Below are 24,062 nucleotides of genomic sequence, written 5' to 3'. Positions count from 1 at the left end.
CCTATGGACTGTCCCGCCCGGTCGAGATCGTCACCGTCCACGCGCCCGACGCCGTCCGGTCCGACACCTCGATCCGTACGTCCTCGCCGGGCACGGTGAAGCTCTCCCCGAGGCCGACCGGCGCGTCCGCGAGGGGGGCGTACACCGAGTCGTCCCAGCAGGTCCCGGAGCCGGGGTGCGCGTCGACCACCTCGATCGGCCCGCGGCCGGACTCCGCCCCGCCGCGCACGCGGTAGACGAGCACACCCTGTGAGCACGCCTCCTCGTCGTTGCCGGCCGGTCCCCGCACCTCGAAGGCGAGGGCGCTGTCGCGTGCGGTCCGCACCACCGCCAGCTTCGTCCCGCCCGCCGTCCCGAACCCCGCCCATCCCGGTTCGGAGCCCGGCGCGCCCGCCGCGGTGCCGCCCGCCGCGGCCACCCCGGCCCCCGCCGCCAGCGGCTCCAGCGTCAGTCGCGTACCCCGCCCGCCCGCGTCCCGTACGCACGCCACCTGACGTGGTTCCAGCCACCCGAGTTTCCATTTGTGCCAGCCGAAGAGGTCGGGGGCGAGTCCGAACTGGCTGCCCATGAGGTCCCAGTCGCCGACGTACGTGTCCCAGTCGCCCTTGCCGTCGACGGGCCGGTGGTAGAGGTCGGGCAGATCGAAGACGTGACCGGTCTCGTGGGCCAGGACCAGCCGGTCCGGCGGATGCTTCTCGAACACCGTGACGACCCGGCGGATGTCCGTGCCGTCGGCCCGCAGCGGCACGTCCATGTTCACCACCTTCGTCGCGTCCGAGTCGACCCCGGGGGCGTCGGGATCGGCGACGAAGTAGACGACGTCGTAGCGGGAGAAGTCGACCCGGGCGTCCGCCGCCGCGAGGGCGTCCCGCAGATACGCGGAGCGCGACGCCGCGCTCCAGTCCCGCTGTATGGCGTACGCGGTCGACGGCCGCGGCATCCGGATCCAGTCGCGCAGCGGGTGCGGGCGCAGCTGGAACCTTCCGTACGAGGCCCGTTCGAAGAAGCGGCTGGTGGCCGGGAAGTAGTCGGCCGTCAGTTCGGCGGGCCTGGTCAGGGGCGTGGCGTCGGGGAAGGAGAGGAAGACCATCACCGCGTCCAGGCGGCGGGCGGGCCGCGGATAGGCGGCGTTCCAGGTGTCCACGCCCTCCGAGTGGTGGGCCGCGGTCCGCTTCAGCGCGCACGGCATCGAGAGCGGCACGGCGGCCGTGGGGACCGCCAGGGAGGTGGCAGCGAGCGCCGTCATGGAGGTGAACACGGCCGCGGGCACGCGCCATCCGTGACCGGTCCACAGCCGCCCGCGCGGACGGGGTCGGACCCCGCCACGGGTGAGCCCCTTGAGGGGGAGCAGACGCGGCACGTCGACCTCCGGATGCGGAATTCGGGAAACCGCAACCAGCCTGTGACGATTTGTTCCTCCATGCCCTGTTTATCTGATCCAAAGGAGTGAGCGGGCCGACATCCGACCGAGAACATCGGGAAGCATCAAGGGGGCGCCAGGACACGCCGACACCCCGAGCACTCACGGAACGTCACAAGTGATCGGCCGATGAAGGAACCTGTCCAGGTGCGGGCAGAAACGATCTGTCAGAAAGGGGTGCCCGTCCGGGACACTGGACGGTAGCTGGAAGGCCTAACGGCCACCCTCTATGATCGGCACACTTTCCTGCGCGGACACGGCTGGAGCGGCCGTCCACCACCGGCCGACCCCCGACGAGACCTGTACGACGAACGAGTGCACAGCGGGAGCGAACGGTGAGCGGAACGTCCGATGGACCGGCGCCCACGGCAGACCTCGTGCGGTCGGCCGTCACAGAGAGTCATGTCACGAGCTCTCTTCGTGCCGGGACCCTTTCCCCTGAGGAGCGGGCTCGACGTGTCGAGCCCCTGGTAGAGCCCCTGATCGACACCCCGGTCGATCTGTCGGCCGGACTTCCGGTCGGCCTCTCGTCCACGTTCCCGGTCGGTCTGGCCGCGGGACTTCCGGCGAGGCTGTCGGCCGCCGCCCCGGCCGGACTCCCCGCGCACCCGGAGAGCGCGTCCGGGGCCGCCGCGGGCGTCGAGGGCCGTACGTTTCGAGCCACCTTCGCCGCCGCGCCCCTCGCGATGGCCGTCGTGGACCGCGAGGGCCGGGTCGTCACGGCCAACGACACGCTGGCCGCGCTGCTCGGCACGGGCTCCGACGGGGACAGTCTGGTCGGCCGCATCGCCGCCGACCTGGTCGACCTCGCCTCGGACGCCCGTACCTGGCACGCGTACCGCGAGGTGCTGCGCGGCCGGCAGGCCCGGCTGCGCTGCACCCGGCGCCTCAAGCACCCCGACGGCCACTCGCTCTGGGCGCAGGTGACGGTCAGTCCGCTGCCCGAGGAGGAGCGGGCGGTGCTGATCTCGGTCTCCGACATCAGCGGGCGCCGGGAGCTCCAGGCGCGGCTGCGGCATCTGCAGATGCACGATCCGGTGACCCGGCTGCCCAACCGCACCCTGTTCTTCGAGCGCCTCTCGGCCGCGCTGGAGGCCGAGGCGTACGAGGAGTCCGGCACCGGCCGGATCGGGCTGTGCTACCTCGACCTGGACGGATTCAAGGCGGTCAACGACACGCTCGGTCACCGGGTCGGCGACCGGCTGCTGGCGGCCGTCGCCGAACGGCTGACCCGCTGCGCGAACGAGGCCGGCTACGCGAGAACGGCCACCCCGCTGGTCGCCCGGCTCGGCGGCGACGAGTTCGCGCTGCTGGTCGAGGACTCGACGGGTACGGAACAGCTCGCGGACCTGGCCGATTCCGTGCTGAAGTCCCTGCAGGTGCCCTTCGACCTGTCCGGGCAGCGGCTGTCGGTCTCGGCCTCGATCGGTGTCGTGGAGCGGCACGCGGCCGGCACCACCGCGACCGGGCTGATGCAGGCCGCCGACACCACGCTGTACTGGGCGAAGGCCGACGGCAAGGCCCGCTGGACGCTCTTCGACCCGGAGCGCAACGCCCACCGCATGACCCGCCAGGCACTCTCCTCCACCCTGCGTCCCGCGGTCGAGCGCGGGGAGTTCGCCCTGGAGTACCAGCCACTGGTGTGCATGGAGGACGGCGTGGTGCGCGGCGTCGAGGCGCTGGTGCGGTGGAACCACCCTCAGTTCGGCACGCTGACGCCGAATCGGTTCATCGGACTGGCCGAGGAGGACGGGTCGATCGTGCAGCTGGGCCGCTGGGTGCTGGCCACCGCCTGCCGCCAGGCCCGCCGCTGGCAGCTGGACCACCCGGACGCGGACCCGATCTTCGTCAGCGTCAACGTGGCGGTGCGGCAGGTCTGGGACTCCGACCTGGTGTCCGACGTGGCGGCGATCCTCGCGGAGACCGGGCTCGCCCCGCACCTGCTCCAGCTGGAACTGACCGAGTCGGCGGTCATGGGCTCCGCGGGGCGGCCCCTCCAGGCACTCCAGGCGCTCAGCGACATGGGCGTGGGCATCGCCATCGACGACTTCGGCACGGGGTACTCGAACCTCGCCTACCTCAGCCGGCTGCCGGTCTCGGTGCTGAAGCTCGACGGGTCGTTCGTCCGGGGCTTCCAGTACGAGAACGGCGAGTACGAGGGCGCGGACGGCACCGGCACTCCGCCCAACCCCGCCGACGAGGTCGTCGTCGAGGCGATGATCCAGCTGGCGCACCGGCTCGGCCTCACCGTCACCGCCGAGTGCGTGGAGACGGCGGGCCAGGCGACCCGCCTGCGGCGCATCGGCTGCGACACCGGCCAGGGCTGGCTGTACTCCCGGCCGGTGGCGCCGGATCGTATCTCCGCGCTCCTGACGGCGGCGGCCGTCCCGTAGAGCGCGGAGTCGTGACCGGCAGGACAGGTCCTAGGCGGGCAGCCCGTACGCGTCCGCGATCAGCTCGTACGAGCGCAGGCGTACGGCGCCGCTGTGGGCGTTGGCGGTGAGCATCAGCTCGTCGGCGCCCGTGCGCTTCTGCAGGTCGTCGAGACCGGAGCGGACCTCGTCGGCGGTGCCGTGGACGACGTTCGCGTTCCAGGAGTCGACGAACTCCCGCTCCATCGGACTGAAGTCGTACGCCGCCGCCTCCTCCGGAGTGGGGACCAGGCCCGGGCGGCCGGTGCGCAGGCGGACCATGTTCAGCGCGGCGGCCTCCACCTGGCGGCGGGCCTCCTTCTCGTCGTCCGTCGCGAGCGCGGAGACGCCGATGAGGGCGTAGGGCTCGTCGAGCACGGCCGACGGCCGGAAGGACTCCCGGTAGAGGTCGAGCGCCGGGACGGTGTTCTGCGCCGAGAAGTGGTGCGCGAAGGCGAAGGGCAGACCGAGGGTGCCGGCGAGGCGGGCGCTGAAGCCGGAGGAGCCGAGCAGCCAGACCGGCGGGCGGTGCGGGGACTGGACTCCGCCGGGCGAGGTCGCCTGGACCGGTCCCGGGACCGCGTGGATACGGGCGTACGGGTGGCCGTCGGGGAAGTCGTCGTCCAGGAACCGGGTCAGTTCCGCGAGCTGCTGGGGGAAATCGTCGGCGCCCTCGTTCAGCCGGTCCGAGCGGCGCAGGGCGGCGGCCGTGGCGCCGTCCGTGCCGGGGGCCCGGCCGAGGCCGAGGTCGATACGGCCCGGGGCCATCGCTTCGAGCGTGCCGAACTGCTCCGCGATGACCAGGGGGGCGTGGTTCGGCAGCATCACGCCGCCGGAGCCCAGGCGGATGCGGGTCGTGGTGGCTGCCAGGTGGGCGAGGATCACGGCCGGTGAGGAGGAGGCCACGCCCGGCATGGAGTGGTGCTCGGCCACCCAGTAGCGGTGGAAGCCGCGGCTCTCCGCGAGGCGGGACAGTTCGACCGCGGTCCGCAGGGACTCGGTCGCGGTGTGGCCTGCGCCGACTGTGACCAGGTCCAGGACCGAGAGGGGGGTGGGGGCGGTGCCCTTCGCTTCCGCTCGGATGTCGCCGGTCTCCGTTACCGCCACGGTGGTTCCTCCTGTGAGTGCTCGCGATTCTCCGCGTGGCATTAACAGGAGGGAGTCTCCGCTTATTCCTCGCCCCCGCCGCCCCTACCCGTTCCCGTCCACGACTCGGGGGCGCTGCCCCCGAACCCCCGGTCCTCAAACGCCGGACGGGCTGAAAGATCCGCTGGCGGGCTGAGGATCTCCGGCCGCCCGGCGACATCTCAGCCCGTCCGGCGTTTGAGGACAAAGGGGGGCGAGGGGGCGCAGCCCCCATGCGTGGACGGGAACGGGTAGGGGCGGCGGGGGCGAGGAAAAGGCCCTACGCCTGCACCGGGCGTTCCCTCGTGAACAGTGTGCCCAGGCCCGGCGCGTGGACCCGCCGGTCGGCGAGGCGCAGGGCCTCCCAGACCGTGACCTGGTTGGCGGTCAGCACCGGCTTCCCCAGCGCCGCCTCAAGCGAAGGCAGGAAGGAGGCCGTGTGCAGCGCGGTGTCGGGCAGCAGCACCACCTCCGCCTCGGGATGGTCGGCCGCCCGGGCAAGAGCCAGCACCTCCCCCTCCCCCCACGTCCCGACCTCCGCCGCGGTGATGATCCCGGCCCCCCGCACGGAGAGCACCTCGAACCCCCCGTCCGCCAGGAACGTCGAGAACAGCCCGGCCACGTCGTCGGGATACGTCGCCCCGATCGCGACCCGCTTCGCCCCCAGCTCCCCCACCGCGTGGGCGAACGCGAAGGACGTGGAGGAGGCAGGCAGCCCCGCCGTCAGGGCCAGGGTGCGGACCTGGTCGTGGGCGCCCTGCCAGCCGTACACGAAGCTGCCGCTGGTGCAGGCCCAGACCACCGCCTCGGCCCCGGACAGCCGCAGTTCCTCGACCCCGGCGGCGAGGCGGTCGGCCGAGCCCATCTCCAGGAGGGCGTCCACGCGGTGGGCGTCCTCGCCGATGTCGGTGTGGACGACCTGGAGGCGGATGTCGCTGCCGAGGAGCTGCTCGATGCGCGGGTAGTCGTCCTCGGCCGAATGGCCCGGGTAGAGGAATCCGAGAGCCGTCATGCCCAACCTTCCTGTTCTTCCGGTAGTGCGGGCGGTACGGGCCGCGCTCGCGCCGACGCGTCGATCAGCGCCTGGTACGGCCCTACCGCCCGGGTACCCAGGTGACGCAGCGCCGCCCACATCGTGACCTGGTTGGCCGAGATCACCGGGATGCGCAGCTCGGCCTCCAGCTGCGGGATGACGTCGTACGTCGGAAGGTTGGTGCAGCTGATGAAGAGCGCGTCGGCGGCCCCGCGCACCGCGCCGCGGGCCATGTCGACGACATCTCGGTACGGGACTTTCCAGATGTGCCTGGTCAGGCCCATGTAGGCGCGGCCGGTGACGGTGATGCCCGCCTCGGCGACGTACTCCTCCAGGGCCTGGGTGACGGAGACGGTGTACGGGGTGACGAGTGCGATCCGGCGTACGCCCAGTTCCTCCAGTGCCTCCAGGAGGGCGCCGGACGTGGTGACGGACGGCAGCTCGCCGGCCCGGGTCATGGCCTCGCACATGGCGCGCTCCCCGGCGATCCCGCCGACGAAACTGCCGGACGTGCAGGCGTAGGCGACGATCTCGGGCTGGACGGCGTTCAGCGCGCGCACCGCGTCGCCGAGCGTCTCGTGCTCGCTGACCAGGCGTGCCAGGTCGAGGCTGACCTCGACGGGCACGAACGGTGTACGGGTGAGGTGCAGCGACACCTCGTCGGGCACCCATCGCCACAGTTCGCGGTCGAGGGCGAAGTCGAAGGGGGCGACGACGCCGACACCCCGTTGAGGGTGCGGTCCGCCAAGGAAGGAGACGTCCATGAGCAGCCCCAAACTCGGTTCGAGCGAGTGGAGGAGGCCGGCCGCGGGCCGGGGGACACATGCCGGCGCCTGGGCCGGGACGTCGGGACAGGAACAGACGGGACCCCCGGAACCCCGGGGAGCAATGCCCGTGTTGACGAAGGTAGGTTCGGGTGCGAGCGTGGTCAATCCGCCCATCTCAGACGACTTGGCCGATGTCCCGCCGCAGTGCTCGGAGCAGTGCTTCGGACTCAGAGAAGCGGACCCTCGTTGCGAAACGGTTTCCCCCCGATGACCACTTTCCCGACCGCGCCCCTCACCCCGAACATGGCCGAAAAGCCGACGCTGCTGGTGCTGGGTTCCGATCCGCCCCCTCGGCTCGGCCGGCTCACCGGGCGGGTGCGCGTCGAGTACGCGGACGACAGGACGCTGGCCTCCCTGCTGCCCACCGCCGACGCGCTCCTGATCTGGGACTTCCACTCGCGCGCACTGCGCGGGGCCTGGCCTGGCGAGGGCCCTCGGCCGCGCTGGGTGCACACGGCGAGCGCGGGTGTGGATCACTTGATGTGCCCCGAACTGGCCGCCTCCGACACGCTGGTGACGAACGCGCGCGGGGTCTTCGACCAGCCGATCGCCGAGTACGTGGCCGCGCTCGTCCTCGCCCTGGCGAAGGATCTGCCGCGCACTCTGGAGCTCCAGGGGGCGCGCGAGTGGCGGCACCGCGAATCACGACGCGTCGCAGGTACGCGTGCGTGCGTGGTGGGTTCCGGGCCGATCGGGCGGGCCATCGAGCGGACTCTGGGGGCGCTCGGCATCACGACCGCGCTCGTGGGGCGCACCGCGCGCGACGGCGTGCACGGTCCCGGGGAGCTGGACCGGCTGATGGCGAGGGCCGACTGGGTGGTGTCGGCGGCGCCGCTCACCGAGGAGACGTCCGGGATGTTCGACGCGCGGCGGCTGGCCCTGATGCAGCCGTCGGCGTACTTCGTGAACGTCGGACGCGGGCAGCTCGTCGTGGAGGACGCGCTCGTCCGCGCCCTCAAGGACCGGTGGATCGCGGGGGCGGCGCTCGACGTCTTCGCGCACGAACCGCTGGGCCCCGACAGCCCGTTGTGGGAGGTCCCCGGTCTGATCGTGTCCCCGCACATGAGCGGCGACACGGTGGGCTGGCGGGACGAACTGGGTACGCAGTTCGTGGAGTTGTACGAACTGTGGGAGGCGGGTGAACCCCTGCCGAACCTCGTCGACAAGCGGCGCGGATACGTACCCGGCCCCTGACACCCGTCGGGGGCGCACGTCTGGGGCACACGTTGGAGGGGCGGATGACCGGATGACCGAGCTCACCGAACTGACGGCCGTACGACTCGTCGAGGGGTACCGCAAGGGCGAATTCAGCCCTGTGGACGCGGTGCGGGCCGCGCTGCGCAGGGCCGGGGGGATCCAGCCCGCGGTGAACGCGTTCGTACGCCTCGACGAGGAGGCGGCGCTCGCGCAGGCCGCGGAGTCCGCCGAGCGGTGGCGGCGCGGTGAGCCCGCCGGGCTCGTGGACGGTGTGCCGGTCTCGGTGAAGGACATCCTGCTGATGCGGGGCGGGCCGACCCTGCGGGGGTCGCGGACCGTGTCCGCGTCCGGTGCCTGGGACGAGGACGCGCCGTCGGTGGCGCGGCTGCGCGAGCACGGGGCGGTGTTCCTGGGCCGGACGACCACCCCCGAGTTCGGCTGGAAGGGCGTCACCGACTCGCCGGTGTCGGGGGTGACGCGCAACCCGTACGACCTCTCGCGCACCTCGGGCGGGTCGAGCGGCGGGAGCGCGGCGGCCGTGGCGCTGGGCGCGGGTCCGCTGTCGCTCGGCACCGACGGGGGCGGCAGCGTCCGCATCCCCGGCTCCTTCTGCGGGATCTTCGCGCTGAAGCCGACGTACGGGAGGGTGCCGCTGTATCCCGCGAGCGCGTTCGGGACGCTCGCGCACGTGGGGCCCATGGCGCGCGACGCGGCGGACGCGGCGCTGATGATGGACGTCATCAGCGGCCCGGACACCCGCGACTGGTCGGGCCTCGGGCCGCCGGCGGGCTCGTACGCGGAGGGGCTGGGCGGTGGTGTGCGGGGGCTGCGGGTGGCGTACTCGCCCTCCCTCGGCGGACAGGTCGCGGTACGGCCCGAGGTGGCGGCGGCCGTGCGGCGCGGGGTGGAGGGGCTGGCGGCCCTCGGCGCGTACGTCGAGGAGGCCGACCCCGATTTCACGGACCCCGTCGAGGCGTTCCACGTGCTGTGGTTCAGCGGGGCGGCGCGCGTGACGCAGCGGCTCGGGCCGCGGCAGCGGGAGCTGCTCGATCCGGGGCTGCGGGAGATCGTCGGGCTGGGTGAGCGGTTCAGCGCGCTGGACTATCTCGCGGCGGTGGACGTGCGGATGGAGATGGGGCGGCGGATGGGGCGGTTCCACGACACGTACGACGTGCTGGTGACGCCGACGATGCCGATCACCGCGTTCGAGGCGGGGGTGGAGGTGCCGGGTGGGTCGGGGCTTCGCCGGTGGACGGGGTGGACGCCGTTCACGTACCCCTTCAACATGACGCAGCAGCCGGCTGCGACGGTGCCGGTGGGGGTGGACTCGGGTGGGCTGCCTGTGGGGTTGCAGGTGGTCGGTGCGCGGCACGCTGACGCGGTGGTCCTGCGGACGGCGCATGCGTTGTATGCGGCGGGCATCGCGGGGGTTGCGCCGCCGCGCGCGTAGGAGCGGCCAGGTCGGGGGCACCTGCGGCCCGGTGGGGGCGTGTCGCGCAGTTCCCCGCGCCCCTAAAGACAAAAGATTGCGCCGTTCCCCGCGCCCCTGATGGGGCGCAGCCCCTCCTAGGGGCGCGGGGAACTGCGCGAGCAACCCCCACCGGGTCGCAGGGGCCCATCCACCGGTCGGCCCCGGGGCTACGCGCGGTGGAACGTCAAGGATTCGCCCACCGCCCCCGCCCGCCACAGGTCGTTGCACGCCGATGCCATCGCGTCCAGGCCCTCCACCACCTGGCCCCACACGATCCCCGGCACCCACCCCACGTCACCGTTGAGCAGCAGGTTGTTGCGTTCGTAGAACAGGGCCAGGTCGATCACCGGCGTGCCCGCGCTGACGCCGGACGCGCCCCCGTAGCCGTACGCCTGCGACCCCAGCTGCGTGCCGGAGAACGAGAAGTAGCAGAGGTCGCCCGGGATGGGCGTGACGGTCGGGTTCTCCAGGGGTGGCTCCGTCGGCGCGAACGCCGGGAACAGGGCGTAGATCTCGTTGCGGGCGTATTTGGCGTGGTAGACGTCACCGCCGAGCGGCAACGCGTTCCAGACGGCTTCGCAGGTGATCGGTGCGCGGTCGTCGAGGAGCTTCGCCGTGCAGTGGACTCCGCGCTTGGACAGGGACACGTCGATGTAACGGTCAGCCATGCGTTCCATGGTCCACCCGGGGTCAATACCGCAGCCGTCAGGATCGGGGCGTGAATTAATCCGAATAATTTGCATCTCTTGGGGTAGCCGCGCGGCCATGGCTCCACCAATTGGGAACGACTCTAGGGAAGCTTCGCCGGACGTCGGAAACCGCGGCACGAGCCGCCGGTCACTGCTGGCGGGTGTCACGGCACTCGGCGCCTTCGGCGCGCTCGGTGCCGCCGGCTGCAGCCGTGTGGCCACGGCGTCGGGCGAGAACGGCGGTGATCTCCTGAACCGGCTCAAGGCCCAGGGTGTCGTCCGCCTCGGTATCGCCGGCGAGATCCCCTTCGGTTACATCGACAAGGACGGCGAGCTCACGGGTGAGGCCCCGGAACTCGCGAGGGTCATCTTCAAGCGGCTGGGGGTGGACCGCGTACAGCCCGTGCCGACGGAGTTCGGCTCGCTCATTCCCGGTCTGAAGTCCCAGCAGTTCGACGTGGTCGCCGCGGGGATGTACATCAACGCCGACCGCTGCGCCCAGGTGATCTTCTCCGACCCCGACTACCAGATGCTCGACGCCTTCATCGTCCGCAAGGGCAACCCGAAGAACCTGCGCGACTACAAGGACGTCGTGAAGTCGGGGGCGAAGTTCGCGACCGGAACGGGCTACGCGGAGATCCAGTACGCGGTCGAGGCCGGGTACAAGGAGAGCGACATCCTGATCGTCCAGGACCAGGTCGCCGGCATGAACGCCGTCGAGGCGGGCCGTGTGGACGTCTTCGCCGGGACGGCGCTGACCACCCGCGAGGTCGTCAAGAAGTCAAGCAAGGTGGAGTCGACGGAGCCGTTCGCGCCCCTCGTGGACGGCAAGCCGCACACGGACGGCGGCGGCTTCGCGTTCCGCCCGACGGAGACGAAGCTGCGGGACGCCTTCAACGTGGAGCTGAAGAAGATGAAGGAGAGCGGCGAGCTGCTGCGGATCCTGCGGCCCTTCGGCTTCACCAAGAACGAGATGACCGATTTGACCGCGAAGGAGTTGTGCGGCGGATGACATCGGGACTCTGGGAACTCGTCCTCAAGGGGATCTGGGTCACGGTCCAGCTGCTGGTCCTCAGCGCGCTGCTGGCCGGGGCCGTCTCCTTCGTCGTGGGCATCGCACGCGTCCACCGGCTGTGGATCGTCCGCTTCCTCGCGGGCTTCTACACCGAGGTGTTCCGCGGCACCTCGGCACTGATCATGATCTTCTGGGTGTTCTTCGTGCTGCCGATCGCCTTCGGCTGGCAGCTGGTCCCGCTGTGGGCGGGCACCCTGGCACTGGGTCTGACGTACGGGGCGTACGGCTCCGAGATCGTGCGCGGCGCCCTGAACTCCGTCGACAAGGCGCAGGTCGAGGGCGGTATCGCGCTCAGCTTCACGCCCTGGCAGCGGCTGCGGCTGATCCTGCTGCCGCAGGCCGTGCCGGAGATGATCCCGCCCTTCTCCAACCTGCTGATCGAGCTGCTCAAGGGCACCGCCCTGGTGTCCGTGATGGGCATGGGCGACCTGACCTTCAGCGGCAACCTCGTGCGGCTCGCGCTGCAGGAGAGCGCGGAGATCTACACGTACATCCTGCTGATCTACTTCGTGATCGCCTTCCTGCTCACGCGGCTCATGCGCGGGCTGGAGAAGAAGCTCAAGGCCGGGGTCGGCGAAGTTCCTGAGAAGGGTGTGTCCCAGGGCGAGCTGCACCGCCCGGAGACCACCGGAGTCGGCGGAGGTGCCGTATGACATGGGACTGGAGTGCCGTCGGCGACTTCATGCCGCACTTCTGGGACGGTCTGCTGGTCACCCTGCAGGCCCTGGTGCTCGGCTCGCTGATCTCCTTCGCCCTCGGGCTCGTGTGGGCGCTGCTGATGCGCACGCCGACCCGCTGGGTGCGCTGGCCGGTCGGGGTCGTCACGGAGTTCATCCGCAACACCCCGCTGCTGGTCCAGCTGTTCTTCCTCTTCTACGTGCTGCCCGAGTGGAACATCACGTTCTCCGCGATGACCACCGGTGTCGTCGCCATCGGGCTGCACTACTCGACGTACACGATGCAGGTCTACCGGGCCGGTATCGAGGGCGTGCCGGCCGGCCAATGGGAAGCGGCCACGGCACTGAACCTGCCCATGACCCGGACGTGGACCGCGGTGATCCTGCCGCAGGCGATCCGCCGGGTGGTGCCCGCGCTGGGCAACTACGTCATCTCGATGCTCAAGGACACACCGCTGCTGATGGCGATCACCGTCCTCGACATGCTCGGTGAGGCGCGGCTGTTCTCCCAGCAGAACTTCCAGTTCACCGAGCCGCTGACGGTCATCGGTGTGGCCTTCATCCTCATTTCCTATCCGGCTTCCCTCCTCATGCGAGCCCTGGAGCGACGTCTTGTCCGCTGACACCCCCCTGACAGAAGACTCCGCCGCCAACCCGGCCGTGGACGGCAGCGAGCTGATCCGGTTCGACAAGGTCACCAAGCGCTTCGGCGACAACACGGTCCTCGACGACCTCGACTTCTCCGTGGCGTCCGGCAAGCACGTCACACTGATCGGCCCGTCCGGCTCCGGCAAGACGACGATCCTGCGGCTGCTGATGACCCTGCTCAAGCCCGACGAGGGCACCATCAAGGTGGGCGGCGACTACCTCACCCACGAGGAGAAGAACGGCAAGCTGGTCCCGGCCGGCGACAAGCACATCCGCGAGGTCCGCAAGAACATCGGGATGGTCTTCCAGCAGTTCAACCTCTTCCCCAACATGAAGGTGCTGCGCAACATCACCGAGGCGCCGGTCACCGTGCTCGGCATGTCCAAGGACGCCGCCGAGGAGCGGGCCCGCGAACTGCTCGACCTGGTGGGCCTGGCCGAGCACATCGACAAGTACCCGAGCCAGCTCTCCGGGGGGCAGCAGCAGCGTGTCGCGATCGCGCGGGCGCTGGCCATGCGGCCGCAGGTGCTGCTCCTCGACGAGGTGACGTCCGCGCTCGACCCCGAGCTGGTCGTGGGCGTCCTCGACGTGCTGCGGGACATCGCCCGCAGCACCGACATCACGATGCTGTGCGTGACGCACGAGATGAGCTTCGCCCGGGACATCTCCGACCAGGTGCTGATGTTCGACTCCGGGCGGGTCCTGGAGTCGGGGCCGCCGGAGAAGATCTTCGGCGACCCGGAGCACGACAGGACCAGGGAGTTCCTCGGCGCGGTGCTGTGATCCCCCGCCCCGGCCGGAGAGGCCGGGGCACCGGCTCACGCCTGTGGCATATGCCGGACGGGTGAGCCACTGCTGAGGGGATCGGATCGCGCCATCAATCCCGCCAACAGCCCCTCCACGCCCCCGGCCCGACGGCTATCGTGGAGGGGGCCCGGCCGTCCGGGCTGCGTTGATGTGCGGGTCGATGCGCGTGACGTCGATCCGCGCGCCGGGCCGAAAAGCGCAGGGGGATCACCGTGGCGCTGAAGCGTGAGTCGACCGCGCCGTACCACTCGGCCCAGGACGCCCTGCGCGTCCTGGAGACGGTGGCGCGGCACACCACCGGCATCACCGACATCGAGCTCGCCCGGCACACCGGCCTGGGCACCGAGCGCCTCACCGCCCTCCTGCGCATGCTGCGCCGCGAGGGATACGTGGAACAGCTCGCGGACGGGGCGTACGTGACCGGGGAGGCCTTCGGCCGGCTCGGCTCCGTGCACGACCGGGACGAGGCGCTGCGCGGCCAGCTCCAGCGGAACCTCGACCGGCTGCGCGACTCGGTCGGCGCCGCCGTCTACATGAGCCGGTACGTGGACGGTGAGATCCACGTCACCCAGTGCGCGGAGGGCCCGGCCACCCCGGCGGTCAACGAATGGGTGGACTTCCGCTCCGCGGCCCACGCCAGCGCGATCGGCAAGAGCCTCCTCGGCCAGCTCGACCTCAACGGCCGGCGCGACCACCTCTCCCGTCACCGCATGGCCCGGCTCACCTCGCGCACCATCACGAACGAGCGGGTGCTGCTGTCCCGGCTCGACGCCCAGGCACCCACCGTGCCGGTGCTCGACCTCCAGGAGTACGCGATCGGCACGGTCTGCGCGGCGGTCCCCATCACGGCCGGCTCGGCCGTGGGCTGCCTCGCCCTCTCCCTGCCGGTGGAGCACGCCCACCGGCTGCGCGAGGCCGCCGACACCCTGAACCGGGGCGCCGCGCCGCTGCTCCTCTCGCTGGCCATCTGAGCAGGCCGTCCGAGCGGCACCCCGGCATCCGTCGCCGCCCCGCCGGTGGTCCGGAGCACCCCTGAGGACCGGGTAGTATTTTCCCTGTCGCCAGCCGCGAGAGCGGAAGGCGAGAGTCACGCGCCGCTAGCTCAGTTGGTTAGAGCAGCTGACTCTTAATCAGCGGGTCCGGGGTTCGAGTCCCTGGCGGCGCACAGAAGCACAAGCAGGAGCCTCCGCGAGAGCGGGGGCTTCTTGCGTTGCCCGCCTCACCGCGACAGCAGCTCCTCGCGCCCCCGCGCCCGGTACCGCTCCACCAGCGCCTCGACGTCCGCGCTCTCCAGCAGCCGGTATCCGGTGCACCCCGCCTCCCCCGTCGGCCGCCACCACACCGGGTCCGCGCACCGGAAGCCCTCGCGGCGCAGTGCGGCCCGGTGGATCTTGTTGGTGGCGGTGACCGGCATCCGGTCGAGGACCCGTACGAAACGGGGGGCCATCTTGGTGCCCAGGTCCGGCTGGGCGTCCAGGAAGGCCTCGAAGGCGAGCGGGTCGAACGTGCCGGCCACGGTGGCCATGACCTGGTCGCCGGCGACCGGGTCGGGGACGGCGTACACGGCCACGGCGTCCGCGCCCTCGTAGCGGGCGAGGATGTTCTCGATCACCGCGGCGGCCAGGTTCTCGCTGTCGACGCGGAGCCTGTCGTCGGTGCGGCCCGCGAAGTACAGGAATCCCCCGGCGTCCCGGTAGAAGAGGTCGCCGGTCCAGTACCAGCCGTCCCGGCCGCGGGCCGCGTCCGCCGCCGGGTTGCGCCAGTAGCCCTCGAAGGGGTTGGGGCCGCGGTTCACCAGCTCGCCTATGGCCTCGTGGCCGTTGAGCAGCAGACCGTCGGGGCCGAAGACCGCCGCGGGGCACTCGGCGCGGGTTCGCGGATCCAGTACCGCGAGGTCGTCGCCGGGTGCCGCCCGTCCGGTCGCGCCCTTCGGCGTCCCGGGCGACCACTGGATCGCCGCCCCGCCCTCGGACGATCCGTAGCCCTCCACCAGGCGCACCCCGAACCGCTCCTCGAAGGCCGCCGCGTCCACCGCCCCCGCCTCCGTCCCGAAGCCCGTGCGCAGCGGGTTGTCGCGGTCGTCGGCGCGGGCCGGGGTCTGCAGGATGTACTGGACGGCGCGTCCCACGTACGTGAAGTACGTGGCCCCGTAGGCCCGTACGTCCGGCAGGAAGGCCGAGGCGGAGAAGCGGCGCCGCAGCGCCACGCCCGCGCCGGCCGCGAGGGCGGGTGCCCAGTCGGCGATCACGGCGTTGCCGTGGAACATCGGCATGCAGATGTAGTGCACGTCGTCCGCACGCACCCCGAAGTGACCGACGAGCGAGTGCCCGGCCGCCGCGAGCCGCCCCTGCGAGCAGATCGCCGCCTTGGGGGCGCCGGTCGAGCCGGAGGTGAAGTAGAGGAGGAAGCGGCTGCGCGGGGTCGCCGGTCCCGGCTCGGGGCGCGCGTCGGCGTAGGGCGCGAGCAGGTCCTCGTAGGCCTGCGTGTCGGTCACCAGGACGCGTACGCCCGGGAGTTCGAGACCGTCCAGGAGCGGGAGGTGGGTCCGCTCGGTGACCAGGACGCGGCATTCGGTGTGCAGGATGTCGCGGGCGAGTTCGGGGCCGCGGCGGGTGGGGTTGATCCCCGCGACGGCCGCGCCCGCGAGGGCCGCGGCGCTCAGCCAGAGCGGGAACTCGGGGGTGTTGTCGAGCAGCACGCCGATGTGCGGTTCCGCGCGGGGCGACAGCAGCTCGGCGAACAGCGCGGCCCGCGCGGCGGCGCCCGAGGCCACTTCGTGGTGGGTCAGGGTCCGTTCCCCGGACCACAGCCCCGGCCGGTGGTCGTCCCACCGTTCCTGTACGAGTTCGGCGACGGTACGCGCGCCCGTGCCCACGCTCCTGACTCCCATGGGGGCGCACCATAATTGACGGAGCGTCAGATGACGAGGGGTGGGAGCGGGGGCGGTACAGCTCCACGCACGTCGTCACTCGATACCGACGTGCGTGGAACCTACCCGTGGGGGGTGGCCGTGCGGTCGCTCAGAAGGTGACGTCCGAGCAGGCGTAGAACGCGTTGCTCGTGTCGGCGATCGTCCACACCGCGAGGATCACGTGGTGTCCGCTCCGGCCCGACGGCAGGGTGCCGCTGTGCGAGAGCGTCGCCGGGGGCTGACCGCTGTAGGGGACGGTCAGGAACGGGGTGGTGTCCAGCGCGGACCGCGTCAGCGGAGCGTTCTGGTTCCAGCCGCTCTTGGTGATGTAGTACTTGAAGTCGGTCGTCGAGTGCCGTGCCGTGAACTGCCAGCGGAAGGTGTAGCTCTGCCCGCCGCTGACCTTCGTCGTCGGCCAGGCACCGCCCGAGGGCGTCGTCGCCTTGTCGAGCGCGCCGAAGTTGCCGTGGTTCCCGGAACAGATCTGACCGTCCGCGGGCCCGGCCGCCGGGAAGCCCTTGGGGCCCTCGACGCTCTGGGGTTCCCACTGGATGTCACCGCAGTTGGCCACGCCGCCGTTCTGGCAGAGCTTCTGCCGGCTGACGGGGAGGTCGGTGTAGCCGTGGCCGGTCGCGCCGCCGCTGGAGAGGACGATCGCTCCGGTGGTGGCGAGTCCGACGGCGGCGGCGTACCACTTCAGCCGCTTTCGGGGCGGGGGAGTTGGCCGGAGGGTGGGCTGGGGAGTTTCTCGCATGCTGCCGCTCCTGGAGAACGTGGGGGAAGTTCCGTGAGCCGTGCGTGCGCATCGCGATGCGTGAAGGTGAGGACGAAGGTGAAGTCGAGCCGATGATTCAGGTCTAGACCAAGTACCAGATTATTGCCAGGACTTGGCTGTGTCCATATCAAGTCCGCGTCAAAAGCCGGATGGGTCCATACCAATCGTGGAGAGGACCCGCCGGCACCGGTCCCGCGACTTCTCCACCAGCCGTCCGTTCGGATCGTCGTTGGTGGCCACCCAGTCCCGCGCCTGCGCCTCGTCCCTCCCACCCGCCAACTGCCGCTCCACCAGCCTCTTGTGCCGCACGCCCCCCGGCGTCTCCACGTACCAGCACTCCCCCATGAGCACCTGTGCGTCCCGCCATCCCGGCAGATCGCAGGCGAGATAGTTGCCCTCGGTGACGACGAGCCGGGCGGCCACGGGCACCAGATGCCGTGCGGCGACGGGCTCGTGGAGCGTGCGGTCGTAGTCCGGTACGTAGATGTCGCGGACGGTCTCGTCGAGGACCCGGCGCAGCAGATCGACGTAACCCCACACGTCGAAGCTCGGCTCGGAGCCCTTGCGGGCGGTCAGGCCGAGGCGTTCCAGCTGGGCGTTGGAGAGGTGGAAGCCGTCGAGCGGCAGATAGGCGGCGCCCTCACCGAGGTGCGCGACCAGGGCGCGGGCGAGCGTGGACTTGCCGGCACCGGGCGGCCCGGCCAGGCCCAGCACGGCACGCGGGGTGCCCTCGGTCAGGCTCCAGGCGTCCGCGGCGAGGCCTTCGAGGGTGCGGGGGTCATCGATCTCCATGCCCCGTATAGAACGCCACCGTCAGGTCCTTCACCAGGGCCTTGCGCTCGTAGTCGTCCAGCTCGACGAGTCCGCGCAGGGTCAGCCGGGTCACCGTGTCCTCGACGGAGTCGACGACCGAGGTGAGGACCGTGTCGCGGTGCTGGGCGTCCAGGGCCGCGATCCGGCGGCGCTGCATCACGGCGGCGATCTCGGGCGCGTACTCCACCCCGAGCGGCTGCGCCGAGTACACCTGGAGCCCGACCGCCGCCGCCTCCGCCGCCACCAGCCGGGTCAGCGCGTCGCTGACGGCCTCCGTGTTGCGCAGGGTCGCGGAGTCCGCGCCGCCCGGCGCGTTCGGGGAGAGATCGACCGGCAGTTGCGCGAGCACCCGGGCGAGCGCCGCCTCCACGCACTCGCGCAGATACAGCTGGTGGTCCTCGACGCCGAGCGCGGCGCGGGCGGTGTCCCGCACCCGCCAGACGACGAGCACCACGACCCGCAGCGCGACCCCGTTCGCGTCGACCGCGGGCATCGGCTCGCTGCGCCAGTGTCGCAGCCGTACGTCGATCCGGCGGCGCAGCACCAGCGGGTTGACCCACATGAGTCCGGTGCGCCGGACCGTGCCCCGGTAGCGGCCGAAGAGGCCGAGCACCCAGGCGCGTCCGGTCCGGCCGCGGGCCAGCCCGCCGAACCCGAACAGCGCGAGCGCCCCGCCTCCCGCGAGCGCCGCCCACTGCGGTCCGCCGAGCCCGGCACCGGTGTGCGCCGGCAGTCCCAGCGCGTCCACGGCGAGCGGCGGCAGGACGCCCGCCCACCAGGACGCCAGGACGCACCCGGTCGTCCCCACGGCGCCCGCCAGCACCCCGGCCAGGCCCGGCAGCACCCGTGCGGGCCGCTCGACCAGGTCCGGGTCGACCTCGGGCGTGGGCCTCGGCCGCAGCGGGGCGGGGGTGCGCCGGGCGATCCGCGGCTGCTCGCCCGTACCGCGCCGACGGCTCACCACCGCGGGCGCCAGTGCCACGGACACCGGTCCGGGCTCGTCACGGAAGAGCAGGTGGACCGGGATCTCGGTGGTCGCCTCGTTGTGGATGACCCGAGCCCCGCGGCCACCCGTCTCCCGACCGCCGGTGTCGCGTCCGCCGATGTCGCGTCCGCCGGTGTCCCGGCCGCCCGCCTCGGGCGGCCCCTCGGACTCCGGCGAGTGTGAAGTGGTCGTCGTACTCATATGTGCCTCCGTGCCTCCGCGCCAGGAAGAACCGTCGTGCCGGTGGAACAACCCCCTAGGAGGTTTCGGCGAAGAGCCGTCGCCAGGTCTCCGGCCCCGGGTAGCCGTCCGCCGCCCCGCCGCGCCACCCCTGCGCGCGCTGGAACGCCTCGACGTTGCGCCGGTCGCCCTCGCCCCAGCGCGATCCCGGGCCCCGCGTGTAGTGCTTGCCGAACCCCTTCTTCACCAGTTGCCTCCCCAGCCGGGTGACGTGGTCGTTGTCGGCACCGGGCCGGAACATCGCCCGCCCGGGATAGCCGGGGACGCCGTGCGAGGCGACATCGCCGGCCGGGGGTTTCGCGGAAGTGCCGGGGCTGCCCGCGCTCGCGGCCCGGACGTCCCGGCCCTTCCCGTTCACCAGGTACGACCAGGTCGTCGGCCCCGGCAGCCCGTCGGCGTCGGCCCCGGTCCAGCCCTGTGCCTGCTGGAACGCCCGGGTCGCCCGCCGGTCCGCGTCCGTCCAGCGCGGCCCGGGCCCCGAGCTGTAGAAACTCCCCGCGCCCCGCGCGACGAGCATCCGCCCCAGCCGGGTGACGTACGCGTTGTTCGCGCCGGGCCCGAAGGCGGCGGCGCCGGGATAGCCGGCCCCGGCCGGAGAGGTGACGGACGTGCCGGTACCCGTACCGGTGCCGGTGCCGCCCTTGCCCGGCTCCGGCTTGAGCCCCTTGTAGCGGTACGCGAGATAGCGGTCCGAATTGCTCCAGTAGGCGTAAGGAGTGGCCTGCCTGCGGGCGTGCGGACGCGTCAGCTCGTACGCGATGTATTGGCTCTGCGTGTAATCCGTCCAGCCGCCGAAAATCACGACGTGGGACCCTTTCTCGGGGTCGGACGGATTGTGGAAGAGCAGGATGTCCCCCGGCTGGAGATCGCTGCGGGCGACGCGGACGCCGTACTTGTCGAGGCTGCCCGTCCATTCGTTCCCGCCGAGGTTCCAGGCCATCGAGACGAAGCCGGAACAGTCCTGGCGGTAGCCGTCGGACCAGTACGCGCCCATGTTGTAGGGCACCTGCGCGGCGACCCACTCCCTGGCCCGGTTGATGATCTCGGCCCGGGTCGTCCCGGGCGCCTTGATCCTGGCCGGCACCCCGCCGGGGCCGTGCAGCGGGGTCGTGCCGCCCTGGGGCGTGCCGGGGTCGTCGGCCGCGGGGGCGCCGGGCCGCTGTGGGGCGTGTGCGGCGGCGACGGCGGGGGTGGCGCCCGCCGCGCCGAGCACCGTGCCGGTGGCCGCGACGAGGGCCAGCGCCACGGGGGAGAGCGCGGCCGGGTGGCCGCCGTGTCCGCCGGTCCTGGAATGCGGCAGTACGCGCCGCCAGTGGGTGCATCCGGGGCAGTCGCAGTCGCTCTCGGGATCGAATTCCTCGAATGCCGGAGCGGACATGCTTTTCCCGTCGTCGTCCTGTCTGAGATTTCCGCGCTTCTGCACGTGCGTCAGTTTCGCAACGTGTTGCTCGGACCGCATGTTGACGGTCCGAATGATGTATTCGTCGTCGGCTGCGGCTCCGGTGGGGGCGGGCCGCGCAGTTCCCCGCGCCCCTGGGTGGGCAGGGGCGCAGCCCCGCCTTTCAGGGGCGCGGGGAACTGCGCGAGCAACCCCCACCGGACCCGCAGCCGAAATCCCCCGGTCAACCGCCCCGCAAAGGTCCGGTAGAGTTCTCGTCGGCGACAGCCACCCGCGCCGCTAGCTCAGTTGGTTAGAGCAGCTGACTCTTAATCAGCGGGTCCGGGGTTCGAGTCCCTGGCGGCGCACAAGAAGGACAAGAAGAGACACGAGAAGTAACGAAGAGGCTCCCCGCACCGAGCGGGGAGCCTCTTCGCGTATGGCCGAACCCTTACGGCCCGCTACCCTCTCGCCATGGCGCGCGACCTCCAGGAGCAGATCAAGAAGCTCATCATCGACCGTCGGCTGCCCTCGGGCGCCGTACTGCCGACCGAGCCCGACCTCATGGAGCTGCTCGGCGCCAGCCGGAACTCCGTGCGCGAGGCCCTCAAGGCTCTCCAGGCGATGGGCATCGTAGAGATCCGGCACGGCTTCGGCACCTACGTCGGACCGATGTCCATGGCCCCGATGATCGAGGGCCTGGCCTTCCGCACGGTCGCCGGGCACTACCGCGGCGAGGACAGCCTCCTGCAGCTCCTGCAACTGCGCGAGGCAGTGGAGACCGGCCTGGTCTCACGCCTGGCGGGCCACGTCCCGCCGGACGATCTGGCCGCTCTGGACGCACTGGTCGAGCGCATGGAGGCCGAGGCCACCGCGGGAGCGGGTCTCGCCGAGACCGACCGCGCGTTTCACGCCACCCTCTACCGGGGTCTGGGCAACCTGCTGCTGAGTGAACTCCTGGAGGCGTTCTGGGACGCCTTCCACCGCGTACGCACGGATCTCGTGGAACTTCCGCAGGATCCGAAGGTCACCTGCCGGCAACACCGGGAGATTCTCGACGCGGTGCGCTCCGGTGATCCGGGGCGGGCCGAGGACGCAATAAGAGAACACTTCGGCAACATCCGTACGCGGTTGACAGCAACGGTACCGAACGAGACCAGCAGGCTCCCCAATGAGCGCGTATGACCGGTAAACACCGTGTTTCGCATCTTGCGATCATGATGAACGGCATAGAACCCTGGGCAACAAGAGGCTGCGGTTACAGCGCAGTTGGGGGCATGAAAGCGGTTGCGTGCGAAGGCGGGGATTGGGGCCCTGTCAATGAACGGATGTCGAGGGGGGCATCATGCAACCGGAAGGCCGCTCCGCCATGTCTATAAGGTGTGTGGATGATGTGGTGACGGGGGCCTGCTGTTGATACGCCTGTGCGGGTTCAGGGGGACCGGCCGGCGAAGGGAACAACGAGCACGTGGAAACTCGCGTGTGGGGGGATGACTCATGACGTCGACGCCGACGGGCGCCCGGCAGAACTCCGACCCGTCCGAGACCACCCAGCTGAGGGTGCCGTCACAGACGCGGACCGGCACTTTCCGCAGAATCAAGAAGAACCTGCCGAGATACGACTACGAGCACTACAGCAGGCTCGCGGGTCCTCTCACGCAGCCGGACCCGACCAAGCCGTACAAGGTGCAGTACCGCACGCTGCTCTCGCAGGAGCCGCACCGGCTGCGCGCCGCCCTGATGCTGGGCGCGGCCCCGCTGCTGTCGCTCGTGCTGCTGGCCTGGCTGCTGCAGCCCACGCACTGGACCGAACGGGACTATCCCGCCTACGACTTCCTGCCCGCGCTCGACATGGTGATGCTCGTCTCGATCGGTCTGATCGAGCTGTTCCGCTGCATGAACGTGCTGTCGAACGCGCACGCCACGCTGGTCGCCCGCGACCCGATCCCGGTGGTGCCCGAGACCGGCACCAGAGTGGCCTTCCTCACCTCCTTCGTGCCCGGCAAGGAGCCGTTGGAGATGGTGACGAAGACCCTGGAAGCCGCGGTGCGGATCCGGCACCGCGGCCTCATGCATGTATGGCTCCTCGACGAGGGCGACGACCCCGAGGTGAAGGCGGTCTGCGAGCGCCTCGGCGTGCACCACTTCTCCCGCAAGGGCGTCGCGAAGTGGAACCAGAAGAAGGGCCCGCACCGCGCCAAGACCAAGCACGGCAACTACAACGCCTGGCTGGACGCGCACGGCGACCAGTACGACTTCTTCGCCAGCGTCGACACCGACCATGTCCCGCTGCCGAACTACCTGGAGCGGATGCTGGGCTTCTTCCGCGACCCGGACATCGGCTTCGTGATCGGCCCGCAGGTCTACGGCAACTACGACAACCCGATCACCAAGGCCGCCGAGTCGCAGCAGTTCCTGTTCCACGCGCTGATCCAGCGCGCGGGCAACGCGTACGGCTCGCCGATGTTCGTGGGCACGTCGAACGCCGTGCGCATCAAGGCGCTGAAGCAGATCGGCGGCCTGTACGACTCGATCACCGAGGACATGGCGACCGGTTTCGAGATCCACCGCCACAAGAACCCGGCGACGGGCAGGAAGTGGCGCTCGGTCTACACCCCGGACGTCCTCGCGGTCGGTGAGGGCCCGAACGCCTGGACGGACTTCTTCACCCAGCAGATGCGCTGGTCACGGGGTACGTACGAGACGATCCTCAAGCAGTACTGGAAGGGCGCCTACTCGCTGCCGCCGAGCAAGTTCTTCAACTACACGATGATGATCATCTTCTACCCGATGTCGGCGCTCAACTGGATCCTGGCCGCGCTGAGCTGTGCGCTGTTCCTGGGTCTGGGCGCCTCGGGTGTGAACATCGACCCGGCGATCTGGCTGATGCTCTACGGCAACGCCTCGGCGCTGCAGATCGGCCTCTACGTCTGGAACCGCCGCCACAACGTGTCGCCGCACGAGCCCGAGGGCTCCGGCGGTGTGGCGGGCATGATCATGTCCGCGCTGTCGGCGCCGCTGTACGCGAAGGCCCTCATCGACTCGATGCTGCGCCGCAAGAGCAAGTTCGTGGTGACCCCGAAGGGCGACTCCGCGAGCCCGGACACCTGGTTCGGGACGTTCCGGTACCACTGGTACTTCATCGCGATCTTCAGCGGTTCGATCACCGCGGGCTTCGTCTACGGTCACGCCCACCCGGCGATGATCATCTGGGCGACGTTCGCACTGCTCATCACGGCCTCGCCGATGTTCGCCTGGCGCTGGATGATGCGGCAGGACAGGAAGGGCAGGAAGCACCGGCACGGCTCCCCCCAGGAGCCCCCGGCCGCCCCGGCACCCGTGTACGACAGCCGGATCCCCCTCCAGCCGCAGCAGTCCCAGGCACCTCAGCACACGGCCCAGCACGGGCAGCAGGCGCCGCAGCACGCGCCCCAGCACAAGCCGAGCTGGGCGTCGGGCGGGGGCACCGACCAGACCGTGCAGATCTCCCTCGGGGGCCGGCACCGTTCGTCCGGGGAATGAGGTGCGCGGCCGCCGCGCCGCGTATCCCACCCCAGGGGCCGGACCAGGGACGAGGCCT

Annotated in this window: 20 protein-coding genes and 2 tRNA genes; 12 read left to right on the top strand and 10 right to left on the bottom strand. The window is 71.0% G+C overall.

The genetic code is table 11. From position 1 onward, the window contains the following. Position 1 precedes the first annotated feature (1 nt). Entirely contained in the window at positions 2-1,360 is a 1,359-nt protein-coding gene (locus J8N05_RS11350) for a M6 family metalloprotease domain-containing protein (RefSeq protein ID WP_210882342.1), read from the bottom strand. Between the two features lie 395 nt (positions 1,361-1,755). Between J8N05_RS11350 and J8N05_RS11345 the strand changes: the two genes are divergently transcribed. Then, on the top strand, positions 1,756-3,813 hold the full coding sequence (locus J8N05_RS11345) for a putative bifunctional diguanylate cyclase/phosphodiesterase (RefSeq protein WP_210882341.1): 2,058 nt from the start codon (positions 1,756-1,758) through the stop codon (positions 3,811-3,813). A gap of 30 nt (positions 3,814-3,843) precedes the next feature. Here the strand turns inward: J8N05_RS11345 and J8N05_RS11340 are convergent, their stop codons facing one another. The 3 genes from J8N05_RS11340 to J8N05_RS11330 form a co-directional block, all read right to left on the bottom strand. Beyond that, positions 3,844-4,938, bottom strand: a complete 1,095-nt coding sequence (locus tag J8N05_RS11340) for an LLM class flavin-dependent oxidoreductase (RefSeq protein ID WP_210882340.1) — start codon at positions 4,936-4,938, stop codon at positions 3,844-3,846. 298 nt (positions 4,939-5,236) lie between these two features. Beyond that, entirely contained in the window at positions 5,237-5,968 is a 732-nt protein-coding gene (locus tag J8N05_RS11335) for a maleate cis-trans isomerase family protein (protein ID WP_210882339.1), read from the bottom strand. Continuing rightward, complete coding sequence (locus tag J8N05_RS11330; RefSeq protein WP_210882338.1) at positions 5,965-6,753, bottom strand: maleate cis-trans isomerase family protein; 789 nt, start codon at positions 6,751-6,753, stop codon at positions 5,965-5,967. Before J8N05_RS11330 ends, J8N05_RS11335 begins: the two co-directional genes overlap by 4 nt. 270 nt (positions 6,754-7,023) lie before the next feature. Here J8N05_RS11330 and J8N05_RS11325 point away from each other — a divergent pair, with 270 nt between their 5' ends. Both J8N05_RS11325 and J8N05_RS11320 read left to right on the top strand, forming a co-directional pair. Continuing rightward, entirely contained in the window at positions 7,024-8,010 is a 987-nt protein-coding gene (locus tag J8N05_RS11325) for a D-2-hydroxyacid dehydrogenase (RefSeq protein WP_247706235.1), read from the top strand. A gap of 52 nt (positions 8,011-8,062) precedes the next feature. Then, entirely contained in the window at positions 8,063-9,463 is a 1,401-nt protein-coding gene (locus J8N05_RS11320; protein ID WP_210882337.1) for an amidase, read from the top strand. A 188-nt stretch (positions 9,464-9,651) separates the two neighbouring features. Here the strand turns inward: J8N05_RS11320 and J8N05_RS11315 are convergent, their stop codons facing one another. Beyond that, positions 9,652-10,152 (bottom strand): DUF3830 family protein, encoded by a 501-nt coding sequence (locus J8N05_RS11315; protein ID WP_210882336.1) that lies wholly within the window; start codon positions 10,150-10,152, stop codon positions 9,652-9,654. A gap of 97 nt (positions 10,153-10,249) precedes the next feature. Between J8N05_RS11315 and ehuB the strand changes: the two genes are divergently transcribed. From ehuB to J8N05_RS11285, 6 genes are all read left to right on the top strand, one after another. Beyond that, on the top strand, positions 10,250-11,185 hold the full coding sequence (ehuB, locus tag J8N05_RS11310) for an ectoine/hydroxyectoine ABC transporter substrate-binding protein EhuB (RefSeq protein ID WP_210882335.1): 936 nt from the start codon (positions 10,250-10,252) through the stop codon (positions 11,183-11,185). Then, positions 11,182-11,901, top strand: a complete 720-nt coding sequence (ehuC, locus tag J8N05_RS11305) for an ectoine/hydroxyectoine ABC transporter permease subunit EhuC (RefSeq protein WP_210882334.1) — start codon at positions 11,182-11,184, stop codon at positions 11,899-11,901. Before ehuB ends, ehuC begins: the two co-directional genes overlap by 4 nt. Next, positions 11,898-12,548: an ectoine/hydroxyectoine ABC transporter permease subunit EhuD gene (ehuD, locus tag J8N05_RS11300; protein ID WP_210882333.1), complete on the top strand. Its 651-nt coding sequence runs from the start codon at positions 11,898-11,900 to the stop codon at positions 12,546-12,548. The genes ehuC and ehuD overlap by 4 nt, the downstream gene beginning before the upstream one ends. Continuing rightward, complete coding sequence (gene ehuA / locus J8N05_RS11295; RefSeq protein WP_210882332.1) at positions 12,538-13,356, top strand: ectoine/hydroxyectoine ABC transporter ATP-binding protein EhuA; 819 nt, start codon at positions 12,538-12,540, stop codon at positions 13,354-13,356. Before ehuD ends, ehuA begins: the two co-directional genes overlap by 11 nt. Positions 13,357-13,592: 236 nt before the next feature. Beyond that, the gene (locus J8N05_RS11290; protein WP_210882331.1) at positions 13,593-14,351 is read left to right on the top strand and encodes an IclR family transcriptional regulator; all 759 of its coding nucleotides are present in this window, start codon (positions 13,593-13,595) and stop codon (positions 14,349-14,351) included. Between the two features lie 120 nt (positions 14,352-14,471). Then, positions 14,472-14,545, top strand: a tRNA-Lys gene (locus J8N05_RS11285). 54 nt (positions 14,546-14,599) lie between these two features. On the opposite strand, the gene J8N05_RS11280 is transcribed toward J8N05_RS11285, so the two are convergent. From J8N05_RS11280 to J8N05_RS11260, 5 genes are all read right to left on the bottom strand, one after another. After that, positions 14,600-16,270: an AMP-binding protein gene (locus tag J8N05_RS11280; RefSeq protein ID WP_210882329.1), complete on the bottom strand. Its 1,671-nt coding sequence runs from the start codon at positions 16,268-16,270 to the stop codon at positions 14,600-14,602. A 130-nt stretch (positions 16,271-16,400) separates the two neighbouring features. Next, entirely contained in the window at positions 16,401-17,045 is a 645-nt protein-coding gene (locus J8N05_RS11275) for a lytic polysaccharide monooxygenase auxiliary activity family 9 protein (protein ID WP_210882327.1), read from the bottom strand. Positions 17,046-17,204: 159 nt separating this feature from the next. After that, on the bottom strand, positions 17,205-17,858 hold the full coding sequence (locus J8N05_RS11270) for a nucleoside/nucleotide kinase family protein (RefSeq protein ID WP_210882325.1): 654 nt from the start codon (positions 17,856-17,858) through the stop codon (positions 17,205-17,207). Beyond that, on the bottom strand, positions 17,845-19,065 hold the full coding sequence (locus J8N05_RS11265; RefSeq protein ID WP_210882323.1) for an SPFH domain-containing protein: 1,221 nt from the start codon (positions 19,063-19,065) through the stop codon (positions 17,845-17,847). Before J8N05_RS11265 ends, J8N05_RS11270 begins: the two co-directional genes overlap by 14 nt. A 55-nt stretch (positions 19,066-19,120) precedes the next feature. After that, positions 19,121-20,482, bottom strand: coding sequence for a peptidoglycan-binding protein (locus J8N05_RS11260; RefSeq protein WP_210882321.1), 1,362 nt, complete (start codon positions 20,480-20,482; stop codon positions 19,121-19,123). Between the two features lie 294 nt (positions 20,483-20,776). On the opposite strand from J8N05_RS11260, the gene J8N05_RS11255 reads away from it, so the two are divergent. The 3 genes from J8N05_RS11255 to J8N05_RS11245 all read left to right on the top strand — a co-directional run bounded on the left by J8N05_RS11255 (position 20,777) and on the right by J8N05_RS11245 (position 24,004). Beyond that, a tRNA-Lys gene (locus J8N05_RS11255) sits at positions 20,777-20,850 on the top strand. A gap of 106 nt (positions 20,851-20,956) precedes the next feature. Then, on the top strand, positions 20,957-21,667 hold the full coding sequence (locus tag J8N05_RS11250; protein ID WP_210882319.1) for a FadR/GntR family transcriptional regulator: 711 nt from the start codon (positions 20,957-20,959) through the stop codon (positions 21,665-21,667). A gap of 312 nt (positions 21,668-21,979) precedes the next feature. Then, on the top strand, positions 21,980-24,004 hold the full coding sequence (locus tag J8N05_RS11245; protein ID WP_210882317.1) for a glycosyltransferase family 2 protein: 2,025 nt from the start codon (positions 21,980-21,982) through the stop codon (positions 24,002-24,004). The last annotated feature ends 58 nt before the right edge of the window (positions 24,005-24,062 follow it).

Source organism: Streptomyces liliiviolaceus, from assembly GCF_018070025.1.
Classification (GTDB): domain Bacteria; phylum Actinomycetota; class Actinomycetes; order Streptomycetales; family Streptomycetaceae; genus Streptomyces; species Streptomyces liliiviolaceus.
Note: the sequence above shows the minus strand (reverse complement) of the source record. Positions and strands in the feature narration are given on the sequence as shown.